Below are 13,690 nucleotides of genomic sequence, written 5' to 3'. Positions count from 1 at the left end.
GCACCCGCCGTCGACAACACCTCGCTAGCCCAGGATTACCGGCAGGTCGCGCCAGCTGTTGGGGATCATCGCCGGTTGCCGCCGCCGCAGCTGCGCCCCGTCGACCAAACGAGCGTCCGGGAACCGTCGGGTCAACGCGCCCACGAGGCTCTCGGTTTCCATGAGTCCCAGCTGCGCGCCCAGGCAGTAGTGGATGCCGTAGCCGAATGCCAGATTGGACTCTTTTCGCTGGATGTCCAGCTGGTCAGCGCGGTCGAACTGGCGATCGTCGCGGTTGGCGCTCAGGAGGGAGATGAGCACGATCTCGCCGGCGGGGATCGTCGTCCCGTCGATGGTGACCTCGTCTTCGGTGAACCGATGTGTCGCAGTGGCGACGGCGGCGTCGTACCGCGAAATCTCCTTCACCGCGCCGGGCAGCAACTCCGGTCGCTGCCCCAGCTCACGCCACAGTCGCCCGTCGTCGGCCAGCAGGCAAGCGACGGCGTTGCCGATGAGCGCGGTTGTCGTCTCGTGCCCGGCGACGAACAGCAGGAACAGGGTGCCCAGCAGCTCCGGCAGGCTGAGGCGATCCTCGTCCTCGGCCTCCTGGACCAAGGCCGAGAGAAGGTCCTCACCCGGGTTGGCACGCGCCGTCTCGATCAGCTCGAGAAGGTACGCCTGCATCTTCTTCGAGGCGGTATCGGCCCGCTCGGGCAGGTCCTCCATCAGGGCATACGTCCACGCACGCAACACCCCACGCTTCTTCGCCGGGACACCGATCAGCTCGCAGATCGCGTACAGCGGCAACGGGAACGCCACTTCCGCAATCAGGTCGACCTCACGCCCCAGGGGAAGGTCGTTCAGCAGCTCGGCGGTCATCTGCTCGATCCGCGGCTTCAGGGCCTCCACCCGGGGTCGGGTGAAGTGCTTCATGAGCAAGCGGCGCAGGCGGGTGTGCCGCGGGGGATCCGAGAAGATCATGTGCGGGGAGAACATGCTGCTGAGGTTGGGTTTCTCGCCGTCCACGGTGAGGTGCTTGTCCAGGATCTTCGTCAGCCCGTCGACATCCTTCGACAACCGAGGATCGGCCAGCGCCGCCTGGGCCTCCTCGTAGCGCACGATGACCCAGACCGGGATCTCCTGTTCGCCCCGCGGAATAGTCGCGCGATGAACGGCACCTTGTTCCCGCCGGGCGGCCGCTATCTCGTGCGCATGGTTCCACCAGTCGCGGCCGAAAATTGCGAGGTCCATCGTCATCGCGGTGCCTTTCTTGTCCGTGACGCCTGCCCTGGCGCGGGTTGCGGCCGCATCCCGTGAGCGCGTCGGAACCAGCGCCAGAAACCCCGCCGCTGGCGACCGCGCGTTGCCCGTTATCGCCAGCACGTGAGGTTCTCGGGCCACTTCCCGGTTGGATAGCGGCAGCGGGTACACCTCTTGGCGATCGTTGCGACAGATCCACGGTGGATCCGGTGCCGGTACGGTGCACCTTTCGCTGCCGGCACCCGTTCGATGCGTGCCATGTTCAGAATCGGTGATCATGGCCGCAGACACCATTGGGAAAACCGCATAAACATGGCCGCTCAGACCGCATACCCGTCGCCCCGGCACCGCATAGCCGTGGTTACGAGGCCACGTAGCGGTGGCCAGAACCCGTCTTCGGAGCCCCGCCCGAGGGTCTCCTTCCGGGGATGTCGGATGGGTGAGCTCGGCGCCGCAGATTGAGAACGACGACAACTACGCGATGGCAGGCGTGCGGCTACGCGGTTCCCAGGCGTCGCCATATGTGAAACCGCATAGCCCGTTCGCGGGAACTGCGAAAATAGCGGCCGCAAATGGGGTTCACCGGGTTGACAAGGCAATCCCCTGCTCTATTGTCGTCTACGTCGATGGGACCCGGGGCGAACCCAATTACTGAGATGACGGGGGTTTCAGATCCGGAACGGATCTTCCCGGCGCACAGTCCGTGAGCCACCCGGGCCGGGAAACACCGCGAGCCCCTGCACGAAGGCGACGTTGACCGCGGACTGCAACGCCCGACCATCGGGCGGTGACGGCGCTGCGCACCGCCGTGCCTACCGAGCCACCCCTGTCGTTCCCCAGCACCGCCCCCAGACCTCGTGATCCAGCCGACCTCGGAATCAGCTTCCTCGACAAAGGACGTCATGACATCCGCCCACGACCCCGGCCAGCCCCGCGATTGCAGCCAACGCAACGTACAGCGCGTGGCTGCGACCAGGTGGCGGCCAGGGCCGGCGCTCACCGCAGCGACGCCGACCGAAAGTCGGCATCGCGCCCACTGGCGCCGACGCGGAGGTCCTCGAGATGCCCGACGCAGAGACCGCGCTTACGCGACCGGCGGCCGTGGCCACCCGTCCAACCGGCCAGGCCTCCTCAGTGTCCGGTTTCCCCCCAGCCGGACTGGAAGGTGGGGCGGCACCCCATCCCCCGACAGCCCGCGGCAATCGCCGTCCGGCTGTGCCGCCCCACCTCTCCTACTCAGGTGGCCGCCGTTCGAGCACGTGTCGCTACCGCGTCGACAGACACCTCTGCGGCGATGCCTCGGATCCGACCGCCCATCGGGCCCGGCCCTCACGGTCACCTTCTGCCGGCCAGTCGGTCTCCACCGTCCTGCCAGGAGCCCGTCGTGCACCACATCCGAGGTCGGCTATCCGCGCCCACGGCGACGATGTCGCGGCTGGAGGCGGCGCTCGCGGCCTCTGCGTTACCGACCCGGCTTCCGCGACGACACTCCGCATGCGATGCGATCCAATCGGCGCGACACGATCCCGGCACCGCCTACGCGGTCATCCTCGGACCCGCCTGCCCGTGCGGGCTCGCGGCAACGCTGCATGCCGCCGGTGTCACGTCGGTCTGCGATGCCGCCGCCTGCGGCACGGTGCGTCGATACCCGACTCCGTACCCGACTCCGTCTGGCTCACGGTGGGTACGGCCCGATCAGGCAGTCCTCGAGTAGTAGTGCCGCTTCGGCACGCCCCCGCCGCTCGGCCAACAACGTCGTCAGGCGTACTCCAGCCATCCGTTCTCTCCACGGACACACGGAACTAGGTCATCCATGACTCACCACACATCCACCCGGCTCCGGACGGCCGGCCTCACCGCTTTGGCCAGCGTGGCCGATCATCTGGCAGCCGCTGCCCGGCGGGCCAGCGCTGAGAGGGATCGGCGAGGAACACACGACCAGGAACGGGATGCGCTGCTGCGCAAACTCGAGCAGATGGTCCACAACCGCAACCTGGCGCTGAACACGATCGTCGACCAGCTCGGCGCGCTCACCCGCGGCGAGCAGCCGGCCCCGTGGCCAGAGGCAACCGGCGACGAAGTCGTCGACACTGCTGTTGCTGCGGTGTCGCGACTCGCTGCCGACATGCAGGATCGCCAGGCAGCCCTCGTCAGCGTCCTGGTATCGCTCGCGCAGCGCTGGCAGACCACCGCAAACGAGATGGAATACCGGGCCCGCCAGACCTTGAAACGGTATCCCGACGACCCGGATTCGCTTCAGGACTACTACGGCATCAGCCATCTCGCTGCCATGCAAGCACGGGCAGCGCAATCGGTGGTCGTGCTTGCCGGCCGAAAGCCTCTCCGGCAGTTTCAGGAGCCGCAGCCGCTGGCCAAGGTCGTCCAGCACGCCGCCTCACAGATCGTCGACTACCCACGCGTCCTGGTGACAAGCAATCCGGACGTCGCGGTGGTCAGCACTCTCGCCTTGCAATTGATCCATTTGGTTGCTGAGCTGCTGGAAAACGCCACCCGGTCCGCGCCGGACAGCACACCGGTCACCGTCACCTTCGACAAGGTCGACCCCGGATGGGCGATCACCGTCCACGACGACGGGCACGGCCTGGACGACCGGCTGCAGTGGGCACAGGACCGCGTGTCCGGCCGGGTGCCCGTGGGGTTGCACGAGCTCGGCGAATCGCCCGAGACCGGCCTTGCCGTCGTGGGCAAATACGCCCAGGACTGCGGGTTCCTGGTGCACCTCGACCGCGCGGCCAACGGCGGTGTCCGCGCGGTGACAACGGTGCCGCAGCACCTGCTCGTGCCCGTTTCCCCACCTGCGGATGTCGCGGTGGCGCCGGCACCACGACAGCCGGCCCGCACGACACCGCCACAGCAAGCCGCGCTTGGGAAGCACCACGACCCAGGGCCCGCATTCACTCCCGCCGAACCCCCCGGCGGACGCACTGCCCACGGCCTGCCGATCCGGGTCCCCAAGCAGGATGACCCCCTCACCCCCCGGCGGACGTCTGCCCCGCCCCCCGCACCTGCACCCGATCCGGACAAGGAACGCGACTTCATGACCACGTTCGTGGAGGGCTCACTCCCCGTTTCACCGCCCGCACCGGCCAACGACACGCCCGCTGCTGCGACCGAAGGGGAGGAATCACGATGACCTCCACTCAGGACCCATGGATGCTGGGACAACTACAACGGATCGAAAGCGTCCGATTCTGCCTTGTGGTCTCCACCGACGGTCTCGTCCTGAAGAAGCCCGACGAGCTCGACAAGGACAGAGCTGACCTGCTTGCCGCGGCGTGCGCGGCCGTTCTCGCCAGCGCGAGTGCCGTGAAAGGGCCGGCTGGTTTCGAGGGCGCGTTCCAGCAGAACTTCTCCCAGTGGTCGGACGGATTTCTGTTCGTGCGGCGCGCCGGCGAAGGGACGTGCTTGGCCGTGGTGACCGACGAGAACGTCAACCCCGGCCTGCTCGCCCATGCCATGGCCGAGCGGATCAAACAGGTCGGCGAGTCCACGTTGAGCACGTCCGCCCGCACCTGATGTCCCCGACCGACCACGGGTTCCGGCCCGGTCCGGTCCCGACCTGGGTGCTCACCGGCGGCCGCACGCGCCCCAAAGCCACCCTGCGGCCGGAAACCCTTCTGACCACAATGGCCCACCGCCCCGTGCCCGACACAACGACCGTGCAAAAGCGGGAATTGCTCGGGCTGTGCCGACAGCGACTCAGTCTGGTCGAGGCTTCCGCTCACCTCGGGTGGCCGATGAGTGTGGTGCGGATCTTGGCGTCGGACCTGATCGACGTCGGCTTGCTCGTCATGGTTGGAGACGAAACACCGGACCACAATAGACTGGAAACATTGGAGAAGCTCCTTGCCGGACTCCGTAGGCTATGACAGCGCCGGCGTCAGCCCGGTGTCCGACGCCGTAACCGAGCCGGCGAAGATACTGGTAGTCGGCCCGTTCGGCGTCGGCAAGACCACCCTGATCGGCACGGTCAGCGAGATCGAACCGCTGCGCACCGAAGAACCGATGACCGTCGCCAGCGTCGGCGTCGACTCCCTCGACGGCGTCGAGGGCAAAACCACCACGACCGTCGCGCTGGACTTCGGCCGGATCAGCCTCGACACCATCGCGCTGTACCTGTTCGGCATGCCAGGTCAGCAGCGGTTCTGGTCCTTGTGGGAGGGCCTGGAAAAGGGCGCCGTCGGGGCGCTGGTTCTGGTCGACCTGCGCCGCCTCGATGCCGCCTTCGCTGTCTTGGACCAGCTCGGCACCGGCCGGATTCCGTTCGTCGTTGCCATCAACGACTTCCCCGGTACCCCGCGCTATGCCGACGACGAGGTGCGCCAGGCGCTCGCCCTGCCCGAGGCGGTCGTGCTGCACTGCGATGCCCGCGATAAGCGTTCCTCGGTCGACGCCCTGATCACCCTGGTCAGCCATGCCCTGACCTGTCTCGACTCCGCGGAGGCCCGACCATGACGCCCGTGCCCAAGACCGGCTGCTACCTCGAAGGGCTGTCCGGTTTGACCTCGCTGTCGGCGACCACGACCTGCCTCGACCCGCAGGCCGCCTACCGGCGGCTGTGGGAGACCTGGGGCCCGGTCGCGCCGGTGGAACTCGGCCCCGGGATCCCGGTGTGGCTGGTGATGGGTTACCGCGAGATCCGTTCCGTGGTTCGCGACGAGCTGCATTACTCCCGCAACTCGAGCAACTGGCGGCTGATCGCTGACGGCCACATCGGCCCGGAGTCGGGGCTGGCCCCGATCATGTTCCCCCGCGACAACGCCTACTTCTCCGACGGCGACAAGCACCGCCGGCTGCGGGCTCCGCTCGTCGCCGGCCTCGCCGGGCTCCGCGAGCAGCACATGGCGCAGGTCATCCGCGAGACGTGCGCCCGGCTGATCGAGCGGATGCCCGACGAGGGGCCTATCGACCTGGTCGCGCTGTACGCGGCCCAGGTTCCGATGCTGACCGTCGCCGGGCTGTTCGGCATCGCTCCGGAGCTCGGTGACCGGCTCCAGGCTTGCGTGATCGGCCTGTTCGGCTCCGGCGAGGACTCCGCGGAACGTTTCGGCGAGATGGAAACCATCGTCGCCGGCGTCATCAGCGAGCACCGCACGGCACCGGCGGAGGACCTCACCACCGCCTTCCTGAACCATCCCGGCCATCGCGACGACGGTGAAGTCCTGGCGTCGATGTTGCTGATGCTGGGCGCGGGCTGGGAGACCCTGCAGGTGTGGATCGCGCAAACGCTGCGGATCATGCTCACCGACCCGCGCTTCGAGGCAAGGGTGCGCGGCGGGCACCTCGGCATCGACGACGCACTCGACCACGTGTTGTGGGCCGACCCGCCGATGGCCAACCAACCGACCCGCTGGGCCGTGGCCGACACTGTCCTCGGTGGTCAGCGCATCGCCCGCGGCGACGCGTTGATCCTGGGGCTGGCGGCAGCGAACAGTGACTCCTGGGTCGGCGGACACGATCGCCGCGACAGCGGCAATCGCGCGCACCTGGCGTTCGGTGTCGGCCCGCATGCCTGCCCCGCCCAGCGCGCCAGCCGCCTCATCGCCCGAATAGCCGTCGAAACCGCACTGCATCGCCTGCCCGACGCCCGCCTGGCCGTGCCCGCCAGCGAGATTCCGCTGCGCCCCTCGCCCTGGACCCGCGGCCCGGAACACCTGCTCGTCACCGCGACGCGCGCCCGCTTCTAGGCAACGCCCCGTCCGGAACCCTTCCAGTCCAACCTCAACCCGAAAGCGTTCCCGCTCGATGCTCTCACCCCCGAAGACTTGCCAGCGCGTCGACGTGCCGAGCCCCCGCGCGGGTATCGCACAACCACAAACGGGATGGGAGAACGTCTTCTGATGGCAGCCAAGGTCGACTTGATCACAGTGGATATCAGCAGAACCCTGGGCACGTTCACCGGAACATCCACAAAGGATCGCCTGCTGAAACTGTCCCCGTTGGCCGACATTGCACCCGAACGGGCTGGGGAGGCCGTGCGCTGCCTGCTGTATCGGGCCCCGGCGTTGACCAGCGAGCTGATCAACCAAGTGAGTCGTCAGCTACTGATCCCGTTCAGCGAGTTCCCGACCAGGTGGGACCGCGGCTATCTCCCGTACCCGCACGCACACAACGCACTCAAGGAACTAGCCGAGGTCGCACCTGTGGTCGCTTTGTCCAATATGGCCGTCACCGGCGGGCCAGAGCGCGTGCACAAGGTGCGCACCGAACACTTCGGCACGCTCCGTGCGGTGTACACCAGTTTCAAGCTCGGTGGCGCGAAGCCTGAACCCTGGCTATGGCAGGTAGTCGCCGGACGCCACGGCGCGAAAATCGAGAACGTTGTCCACATCGGCGACCAGCTGATCGCCGATGTGTACGGCGCCCTCTGGGCCGGGGCACGCGTGATCCACCTGCGCGACGACGCCGAGGCGACGGCCTACCCGAACGGCAGCCAGGAAAGGGTGCTCACCGCTGTCGACCTGCCGACCGCGGTGCACATGGTCCGGTCGTGGGCGGGTGGCTGACACAGCGCCAGGGCGGCCGTGCACGTCCTGGTAGACGACCGCACCGTCACAGTCCAGCCACGGGAGTGGCGCCGTGTCGATCCGCATGCGGACCGGGCGACGGCTGGATCCCGCTCGACGGTGCCGAGTTCGGCGCCGAAGGAACCATCGTCCCGGCATGCCGCAGTACTCGATCAACGCTGGCCGCCGTCGACTGCCACTGATCACCGCACCGGAACACAAGCCCCGTTCAGGAAGACCTTGTCCGATGGAACCCACCACGCCACTATCCGGCTGCCCCACAAAGTCGGCTGCTGCACCGACACACCTCGGCCGAAGCGCTTTGACGCCCTGGCCGTCCATATCAGACACTGCGCTGCGCGTGGTGGCACACCAATGGGAGCCGCCGGAGCTGTGCACATGCTGCGCCAGCCCCGCACGGATCAAGGACTGCTTCCTCAACGGAGGCCAGGCCTGGGAGATCGAGAAGTCATGGTGCGCCAACGCGGCTCGCATCATGCCGAGTCTGCCGCGGGTCTATAGCGAGGAGCGTGAGTTCGTCCGCCGGGCGATCCGCTTTGCGGTGCAGGAGCGGGACATCCACCGATTCCTGACGATCGGCGGTGGCTTGCCGGACACCGAGCCCATGGATGACTACGTTCTCCCATTCACCTCGGGCCAGGTGGTGTATGCCGACAAGGACAGATATGTACTGGCGTACTTGGATCTTCTTGCGTCGGAACATGATCAGATCGACTGTGTGCGCGGCGACTTCCACGTGCCCGGCACGATCCTGTTCACCGACGTCATCGAGGACTTGCTATCCGACGGGACTCCGATCTGCCTGGTACTGAACGGCGTTCTGGATGCGACCGACGACACGGAGGCGCTGGCCGCCACGTTGGGGTGCTACACCGAGCGGCTGCCCCCGGGCAGTCTGATGATCGCGACCCATGCCACCGTCGATGGCCTCGACACCGACAACACGGCGGATCTGGCTCTGGTCGGGCAGATGCGGCAGGTGTGCCAGCTTTTCCGCACTCCCCACTGGCCCCAGCGTCACCTGCGCACCGCCGAAGAACTCGGACACCTCCTCCGTGGACTCGACCTCCTCGAGCCTGGCATCACCTTCACGGCCAACTGGGCCAACCCGCGGCGCGCCGGCGACCGACGGCCTGCTGAATCCCTGTGCCTGGCGGCTGTCGCTGCGGTCCCCAGCTTGAGGACTGCGTACGCGAGTGTGGCCGGAGTCCGCGCGTCAGGCAGGTGTGCACGGTGACCAACGTCGACGGACTCGGAGACGGCTCGTCTGCCGCGGCGGAGAAGTGCGTCGGCCGCCGCGACCCGTCGCACGAAACGGATTCCAACGCCAGCACGCCGTCGGCCGAGCCGCCTGACGCGGCCGGGAAGGTGTCCGACCGACACGCCGACGGCGGGCCGCGTCCAGCGGACCGACATCCGGGCAGTCCGCGCCAGCTGCCGCCCGTGCCGGCGTTTTTCGTCAGCCGCGGCGCTGAGCTCGCTGATCTGGACGCGCTGATGGATCTCCACGGCCGCGGGTCGGGATCTCGGGCCAGCGTGGCGGTGGTGGTCGGTCCCGGGGGCGTGGGTAAGACGGCGCTGGCTGTGATGTGGGCGAACCGGCACACGGAACGGTTCCCGGACGGCCAGCTCTACGTCGACCTGCGCGGCTTCTCCCCCGACACCACCGTGGCGCCGGTCGACGCGCTCGGCCGGTTCCTGCGCGCGCTGGGCGTCGAACCACGGCACGTTCCGGCCACCGTGGCCGAACAGGTAACCCTGTACCGGACGATCACCGCCGGACGGCAACTGCTCATGCTGGTGGTGCTGGACAACGCGGCCTCGGCCGAGCAGGTCCGGCCGCTGATCCCCACCTCAACCCGATCCGTCGTGGTGGTGACCAGCCGGCTGCGGCTCGACGGCCTGTTCGCCGACGGCGCCCAGCTCGTGCAGGTCCCGCCGCTGCCCGAGGCCGCCGCGGTGGCGCTGCTCGAGGAGTTGATCGGCGAGCGAGCCGCTGATGAGCCGGACGCCACGGCCGAGTTGGCGCAGCTGTGCGGGCTGTTCCCGATCGCGCTGCGGGTGGCCGCGGCCCGGCTGGTGACCAGACCGACGTGGTCGGTGTCCGAGGTCGTGGCGCGGCTGCGGGACGAGCGGTCGCGGCTGGCGGCCCTGTCGCGCCTGTCCGCTCCGGAGGATTCGGTGACGGCGCTGTTCGACTGGTCCTACCGCAACCTGCAATCGTATGCGGCTGACCTGTACCGGTGCCTGGGTTCGCTCCCCGCGCCCGAGTTCGGGATCGACGTGGCGGCCGCGGTGTCCGGGCTGGCCGAGCATGAGGTGGCCGTGGCGCTGCAGGTCCTGGTCGACGCGAGCCTGCTCGAGGAGGTCGCCCTCGACCGGTACCGCTTCCACGATCTGGTCCGGCTGCACGCGCGCGCCCAACCCGCCCCCGACCGGGACCGGCTCGAGGTCGTCCCCCGCGCCGCCGCGTGGTACCTGCGGGAAATGACCCGGGCGAACCTGGTCGTGATCCCGGTGCGCTGGCGAGTCAGCCCCGTCGCCGACGAGCTGGCAGGCGAGCCGGTCCGGTTCGACTCCGACGCCGCCGCTCTGGACTGGCTGCACCGAGAGCTGCCGAACGTGCTGGCCGTGCTGGAGGAGGCGGTCGCCGACCGGCACGACGAACTGGCGTGGCAGCTGTGCGAGGCGCTCTGGGAGCTGATGCTCTACCGCAAGCCCTTCCCGGAATGGCTGCGCTCGCACCAGCTCGGGATCACCGCGGCGCAACGCTGCCGGAACAAGGTCGCCGAGTCCCGGCTGCGCTACCAGCGCGGACGGGCATACCTGGACCTGGGGCAGCTGCCGCAGGCCGAGACCGAAGTCCGGCACGCGTTGGAACTGGCACGTCACGCCGAGGACCGCCGCACCGAATCCGCCGCGCTGGACCTGCTCGGCAGAGTGGCGCAGGCCCGCGGCGACGTCGACACCGCGATCAAGCACTTCACCGCGAGCATGCATATCGAAGCGGATCTCGGCATCGACCGGGGCGTCGCATCGCGGCACAGCCGCATCGGCGACGCGCTGCTGCAGGCCGGCCGCGAGCTCGAGGCGGAACCACATCTGCAGACCGCACTGGAGATGCTGACCGCAATCGGCGACGACAAGGACGTCGCCCGCGTCGCTCTCGGGTTGGCTCGGATCGACGCGCTGGCCGGACGTCAGGACGCGGCCATTGAACGCCTGCAGATGGCGCGCCGCGTGCTCGGCCGAACGGGCTCGGCGGTCTACGAGGCGAGCGTGCTGCTTGCCCTTGCCGAGGTCGCCGCACACGACAGCAACCCCGATCAGGCCCGCGCCTACCTGACCGAGGCAATCGAGCTTCTTCACGACCTCGGCGGGGCAGCACTGGACAAGGCTCAGAAGGCACTGGCAGCCCTCGACCACGGATCTCGTGCGCCGCAACAAGCATCGGCACACAACGGGACATCCGGCGACGGCGGAATTTGACGAAAGGATCATCATGACGCACGACCACGCCAGAAGGGAAGGACTCGGCGAATGGTGGAACGCATACCGGAAAGTATTTCCGGCGGCGGTCATCGCGCTTTTCGAAGTCGAAGCCCACGCAACAAGCGCACGCATATTTAGCGCTTCCGCATTTCCCACCCCGGTCCAGGAGCCCGACTACGCGGAGGCCGTCCTGCGTTCATACGGCGACAGCTTCACCGCCGACAAGATCCAGCACGCCATCGCAGCCCGCGCGATGCGCCGCGCGGCGTACCTCAACGGAGGCCTGGAAGCATCTCTCATCGTCGATGCGTCGGTCCTGCGACGGCCGGCCGGCTCGGACACGATCATGATGAACCAGCACGCACGAGCACGAGACCTTCATTTGTCAGGGCGGGCACCCAGCAAGGTCATGGACGGGTTTTACTACGGAATGGAGACGTCCTTCTCGCTGTTCACCGTCGCTGGCGACGTCGTGGCCTTCGAGGACACAGAAAATGAGCTCGTGCAGGTCGACGCGACCCGCAGGGACAAACTCGTCACACGGTTCGACAATTACGCGACGCGCGCTACACCACTGGTCGATCACCCTCTGCTGAGGCTCCCCGAGTGAACGCAACAGTGAACGCGACACCAACCAGGCGACCGTTCGTGATCACCGCCGTACGCGTGTCGCGCGGACGGTGGAAATCAGGCCGGACCAGGCAGGACACCAGCACAGCCGCTGGCTGCGTGGCTACCGGACGATCGGCTGCGGGGCGAGGTGCCAGGTGATCCATCGCGAGTCGACGAGCCGCCGCGTGACGTCCTGCGGGAGCCCGCCACCACCCGCGGACACGGTCGGCGAGCACCGGGCGGTCCGCGCCGCGGTCGCCGAGCTACGTCGGCTCGGCTGCGTCACCGAGGTCCACGTGCGGTCGCTCAGCTGCCACCACGGTCAGCTGGAGCCGATGCGGCCCCCACGGCTGGCCCCCGGGACAGAATGCACAGTGCTCCACCGAGTTCGGCCTCGGCGTCGCCGCGTCGGCGTCCGGGTGCAGGCCACCGCGGAGTTCAACGGAGACGACTGGCGATTCGTTGTCCGTGTGGACCACCGCGGCCACGGATGCCCGATCACTCGCCTCGCCAGCAACGTGTCGGACTGGTTCACCCAGGCGGCCTGGCACCTCGGCGATCTGCCAGGTACCGACGCGCCAGGTTCCGCGGGTCTAAACGTGCTGACATCCGTTGCCCGCCTCGGCTCGGGTGGCGAGGAACGCCAGGCGTACGCCGCGCTGGCCGAGCTCGTCACCGGCGATGACCGCGCGCAGTGGAGCAGCGAGCTCGTCAACGGCACGCTGGCCTACCACGGCGACTACGAGACCACCGACGTGGAGACCACTACGCACCACGGGCACCGCATCGTGATGTTCACCAGCGCGGCATTCGCGATCGGTGAGCAGTACGACGCCGATGGCGCCACCGTCTGGCGCCACGCGGGCACGCTGACCGAGATCGCCGCACGTCTGCAGGCCCTACCCCGGCCAGGCGAGAAAGGAGCCCCCACCAGGGCCCTTGCCCACGCGCGCGCGTTCAGCCGCGACCTGACAGTCACCCGGCCCCCACACTCGATCCGGAGGCGCCTCGATGGCTAACCCGATCCGCTACGCCCCGCTGGCCGGCCTCGCGGTCGCCCTGGTCACCGCAGCCTGCACAAGCCCGAACGAACCGCCCACGCCGAGCGGCTCAGCGGCACCTGTCCCGGTCACCGCGGCTCCGCTGGACGTCTCACGTTACCTCGCCGCGCCCTGTTCCGGGGTACCCACCGAGTTGACTGCAGGGCTCGGCGTGGCCGAGCGCGAAGACGCGCACGACACGGTCCTTCCCGGCGCAGGCGGCCAGGCTCAATGCCGCCTCTCCAGCGGCCCGCACCTGACCGCAGCGGCCGAAGTCCGGTTCTACCCAACAACCCGGCCGCTCCACCTCGTCACAGGACCCGGCAGCGGGGTCACGACCACGTCCCTCGACGGGTATCCCGCCGGCGAATGGGTGCTGAGCACCGGCACCGACGGGTCCTTCACCTCGTGCCAGATGATCGTCGACATCGCACAGAGCCAAGGAATCGGGATCCTGTTCAACGGCCGCTCCGGCGAACCCATCGCCACCTCCTGCGGCAAAGCGAGACAGCTCGCAGCCGGAGTCATCGCACCCCTTCGGTACTAGAAACAGATGTTCAGCTGGCAACTTCCGGGCCGCCTGCACGAGTGGAGCGCGGCCACGGGACGCCGCCGCTCCGGCCACTACGGCACGGAGAGTGGGCTGCATGCGCCTTACAGCGCACCGCGCGGGCTCGCCGGACGCCTGACCTCCAACGGCCACCGCGCGCTCCCGGTCCTGCTCAACGACCCAGTCACCCAAAGGAAAGGAGAGTGGGT

Annotated in this window: 13 protein-coding genes; 11 read left to right on the top strand and 2 right to left on the bottom strand. The window is 68.3% G+C overall.

Annotated features, from left to right (window positions below; all coding sequences use genetic code 11):
- Positions 1-24: 24 nt before the first annotated feature.
- Complete coding sequence (locus BLW76_RS10020; protein ID WP_167384542.1) at positions 25-1,518, bottom strand: cytochrome P450 family protein; 1,494 nt, start codon at positions 1,516-1,518, stop codon at positions 25-27.
- 1,534 nt (positions 1,519-3,052) lie between these two features.
- Between BLW76_RS10020 and BLW76_RS10015 the strand changes: the two genes are divergently transcribed.
- From BLW76_RS10015 to BLW76_RS09975, 9 genes are all read left to right on the top strand, one after another.
- The gene (locus tag BLW76_RS10015) at positions 3,053-4,393 is read left to right on the top strand and encodes an ATP-binding protein (RefSeq protein ID WP_091305643.1); all 1,341 of its coding nucleotides are present in this window, start codon (positions 3,053-3,055) and stop codon (positions 4,391-4,393) included.
- On the top strand, positions 4,390-4,776 hold the full coding sequence (locus BLW76_RS10010) for a roadblock/LC7 domain-containing protein (protein WP_091305641.1): 387 nt from the start codon (positions 4,390-4,392) through the stop codon (positions 4,774-4,776). Before BLW76_RS10015 ends, BLW76_RS10010 begins: the two co-directional genes overlap by 4 nt.
- A complete protein-coding gene (locus tag BLW76_RS50765) occupies positions 4,776-5,129 on the top strand; it encodes a DUF742 domain-containing protein (protein WP_091305639.1) in 354 nt (117 codons plus the stop codon). The genes BLW76_RS10010 and BLW76_RS50765 overlap by 1 nt, the downstream gene beginning before the upstream one ends.
- Positions 5,107-5,715 carry a GTP-binding protein gene (locus BLW76_RS10000; RefSeq protein ID WP_425266000.1) on the top strand — a complete coding sequence of 203 codons (609 nt, stop codon included), beginning with the start codon at positions 5,107-5,109 and terminating at the stop codon, positions 5,713-5,715. Before BLW76_RS50765 ends, BLW76_RS10000 begins: the two co-directional genes overlap by 23 nt.
- Positions 5,712-6,947: a cytochrome P450 family protein gene (locus BLW76_RS09995; RefSeq protein WP_091305636.1), complete on the top strand. Its 1,236-nt coding sequence runs from the start codon at positions 5,712-5,714 to the stop codon at positions 6,945-6,947. The genes BLW76_RS10000 and BLW76_RS09995 overlap by 4 nt, the downstream gene beginning before the upstream one ends.
- Before the next feature lie 153 nt (positions 6,948-7,100).
- Positions 7,101-7,766: an HAD family hydrolase gene (locus BLW76_RS09990; RefSeq protein ID WP_167384541.1), complete on the top strand. Its 666-nt coding sequence runs from the start codon at positions 7,101-7,103 to the stop codon at positions 7,764-7,766.
- Positions 7,767-8,130: 364 nt separating this feature from the next.
- Positions 8,131-9,024 carry an SAM-dependent methyltransferase gene (locus BLW76_RS09985; RefSeq protein WP_167384540.1) on the top strand — a complete coding sequence of 298 codons (894 nt, stop codon included), beginning with the start codon at positions 8,131-8,133 and terminating at the stop codon, positions 9,022-9,024.
- Positions 9,025-9,332: 308 nt separating this feature from the next.
- Positions 9,333-11,276 carry an ATP-binding protein gene (locus BLW76_RS09980; protein WP_244170110.1) on the top strand — a complete coding sequence of 648 codons (1,944 nt, stop codon included), beginning with the start codon at positions 9,333-9,335 and terminating at the stop codon, positions 11,274-11,276.
- Between the two features lie 13 nt (positions 11,277-11,289).
- Positions 11,290-11,889 (top strand): Scr1 family TA system antitoxin-like transcriptional regulator, encoded by a 600-nt coding sequence (locus BLW76_RS09975; protein ID WP_091305630.1) that lies wholly within the window; start codon positions 11,290-11,292, stop codon positions 11,887-11,889.
- Between the two features lie 123 nt (positions 11,890-12,012).
- Here the strand turns inward: BLW76_RS09975 and BLW76_RS48395 are convergent, their stop codons facing one another.
- Positions 12,013-12,177 carry a hypothetical protein gene (locus tag BLW76_RS48395; protein ID WP_167384538.1) on the bottom strand — a complete coding sequence of 55 codons (165 nt, stop codon included), beginning with the start codon at positions 12,175-12,177 and terminating at the stop codon, positions 12,013-12,015.
- A 133-nt stretch (positions 12,178-12,310) separates the two neighbouring features.
- Between BLW76_RS48395 and BLW76_RS09970 the strand changes: the two genes are divergently transcribed.
- Together BLW76_RS09970 and BLW76_RS09965 are read left to right on the top strand one after the other, a co-directional pair.
- Positions 12,311-12,910: a hypothetical protein gene (locus tag BLW76_RS09970; RefSeq protein ID WP_091305629.1), complete on the top strand. Its 600-nt coding sequence runs from the start codon at positions 12,311-12,313 to the stop codon at positions 12,908-12,910.
- Entirely contained in the window at positions 12,903-13,478 is a 576-nt protein-coding gene (locus tag BLW76_RS09965) for a DUF3558 family protein (protein WP_091305627.1), read from the top strand. The genes BLW76_RS09970 and BLW76_RS09965 overlap by 8 nt, the downstream gene beginning before the upstream one ends.
- The last annotated feature ends 212 nt before the right edge of the window (positions 13,479-13,690 follow it).

Origin of the sequence: Amycolatopsis tolypomycina (assembly GCF_900105945.1) — a bacterium.
Taxonomy (GTDB): Bacteria; Actinomycetota; Actinomycetes; order Mycobacteriales; family Pseudonocardiaceae; genus Amycolatopsis; species Amycolatopsis tolypomycina.
Note: the sequence above shows the minus strand (reverse complement) of the source record. Positions and strands in the feature narration are given on the sequence as shown.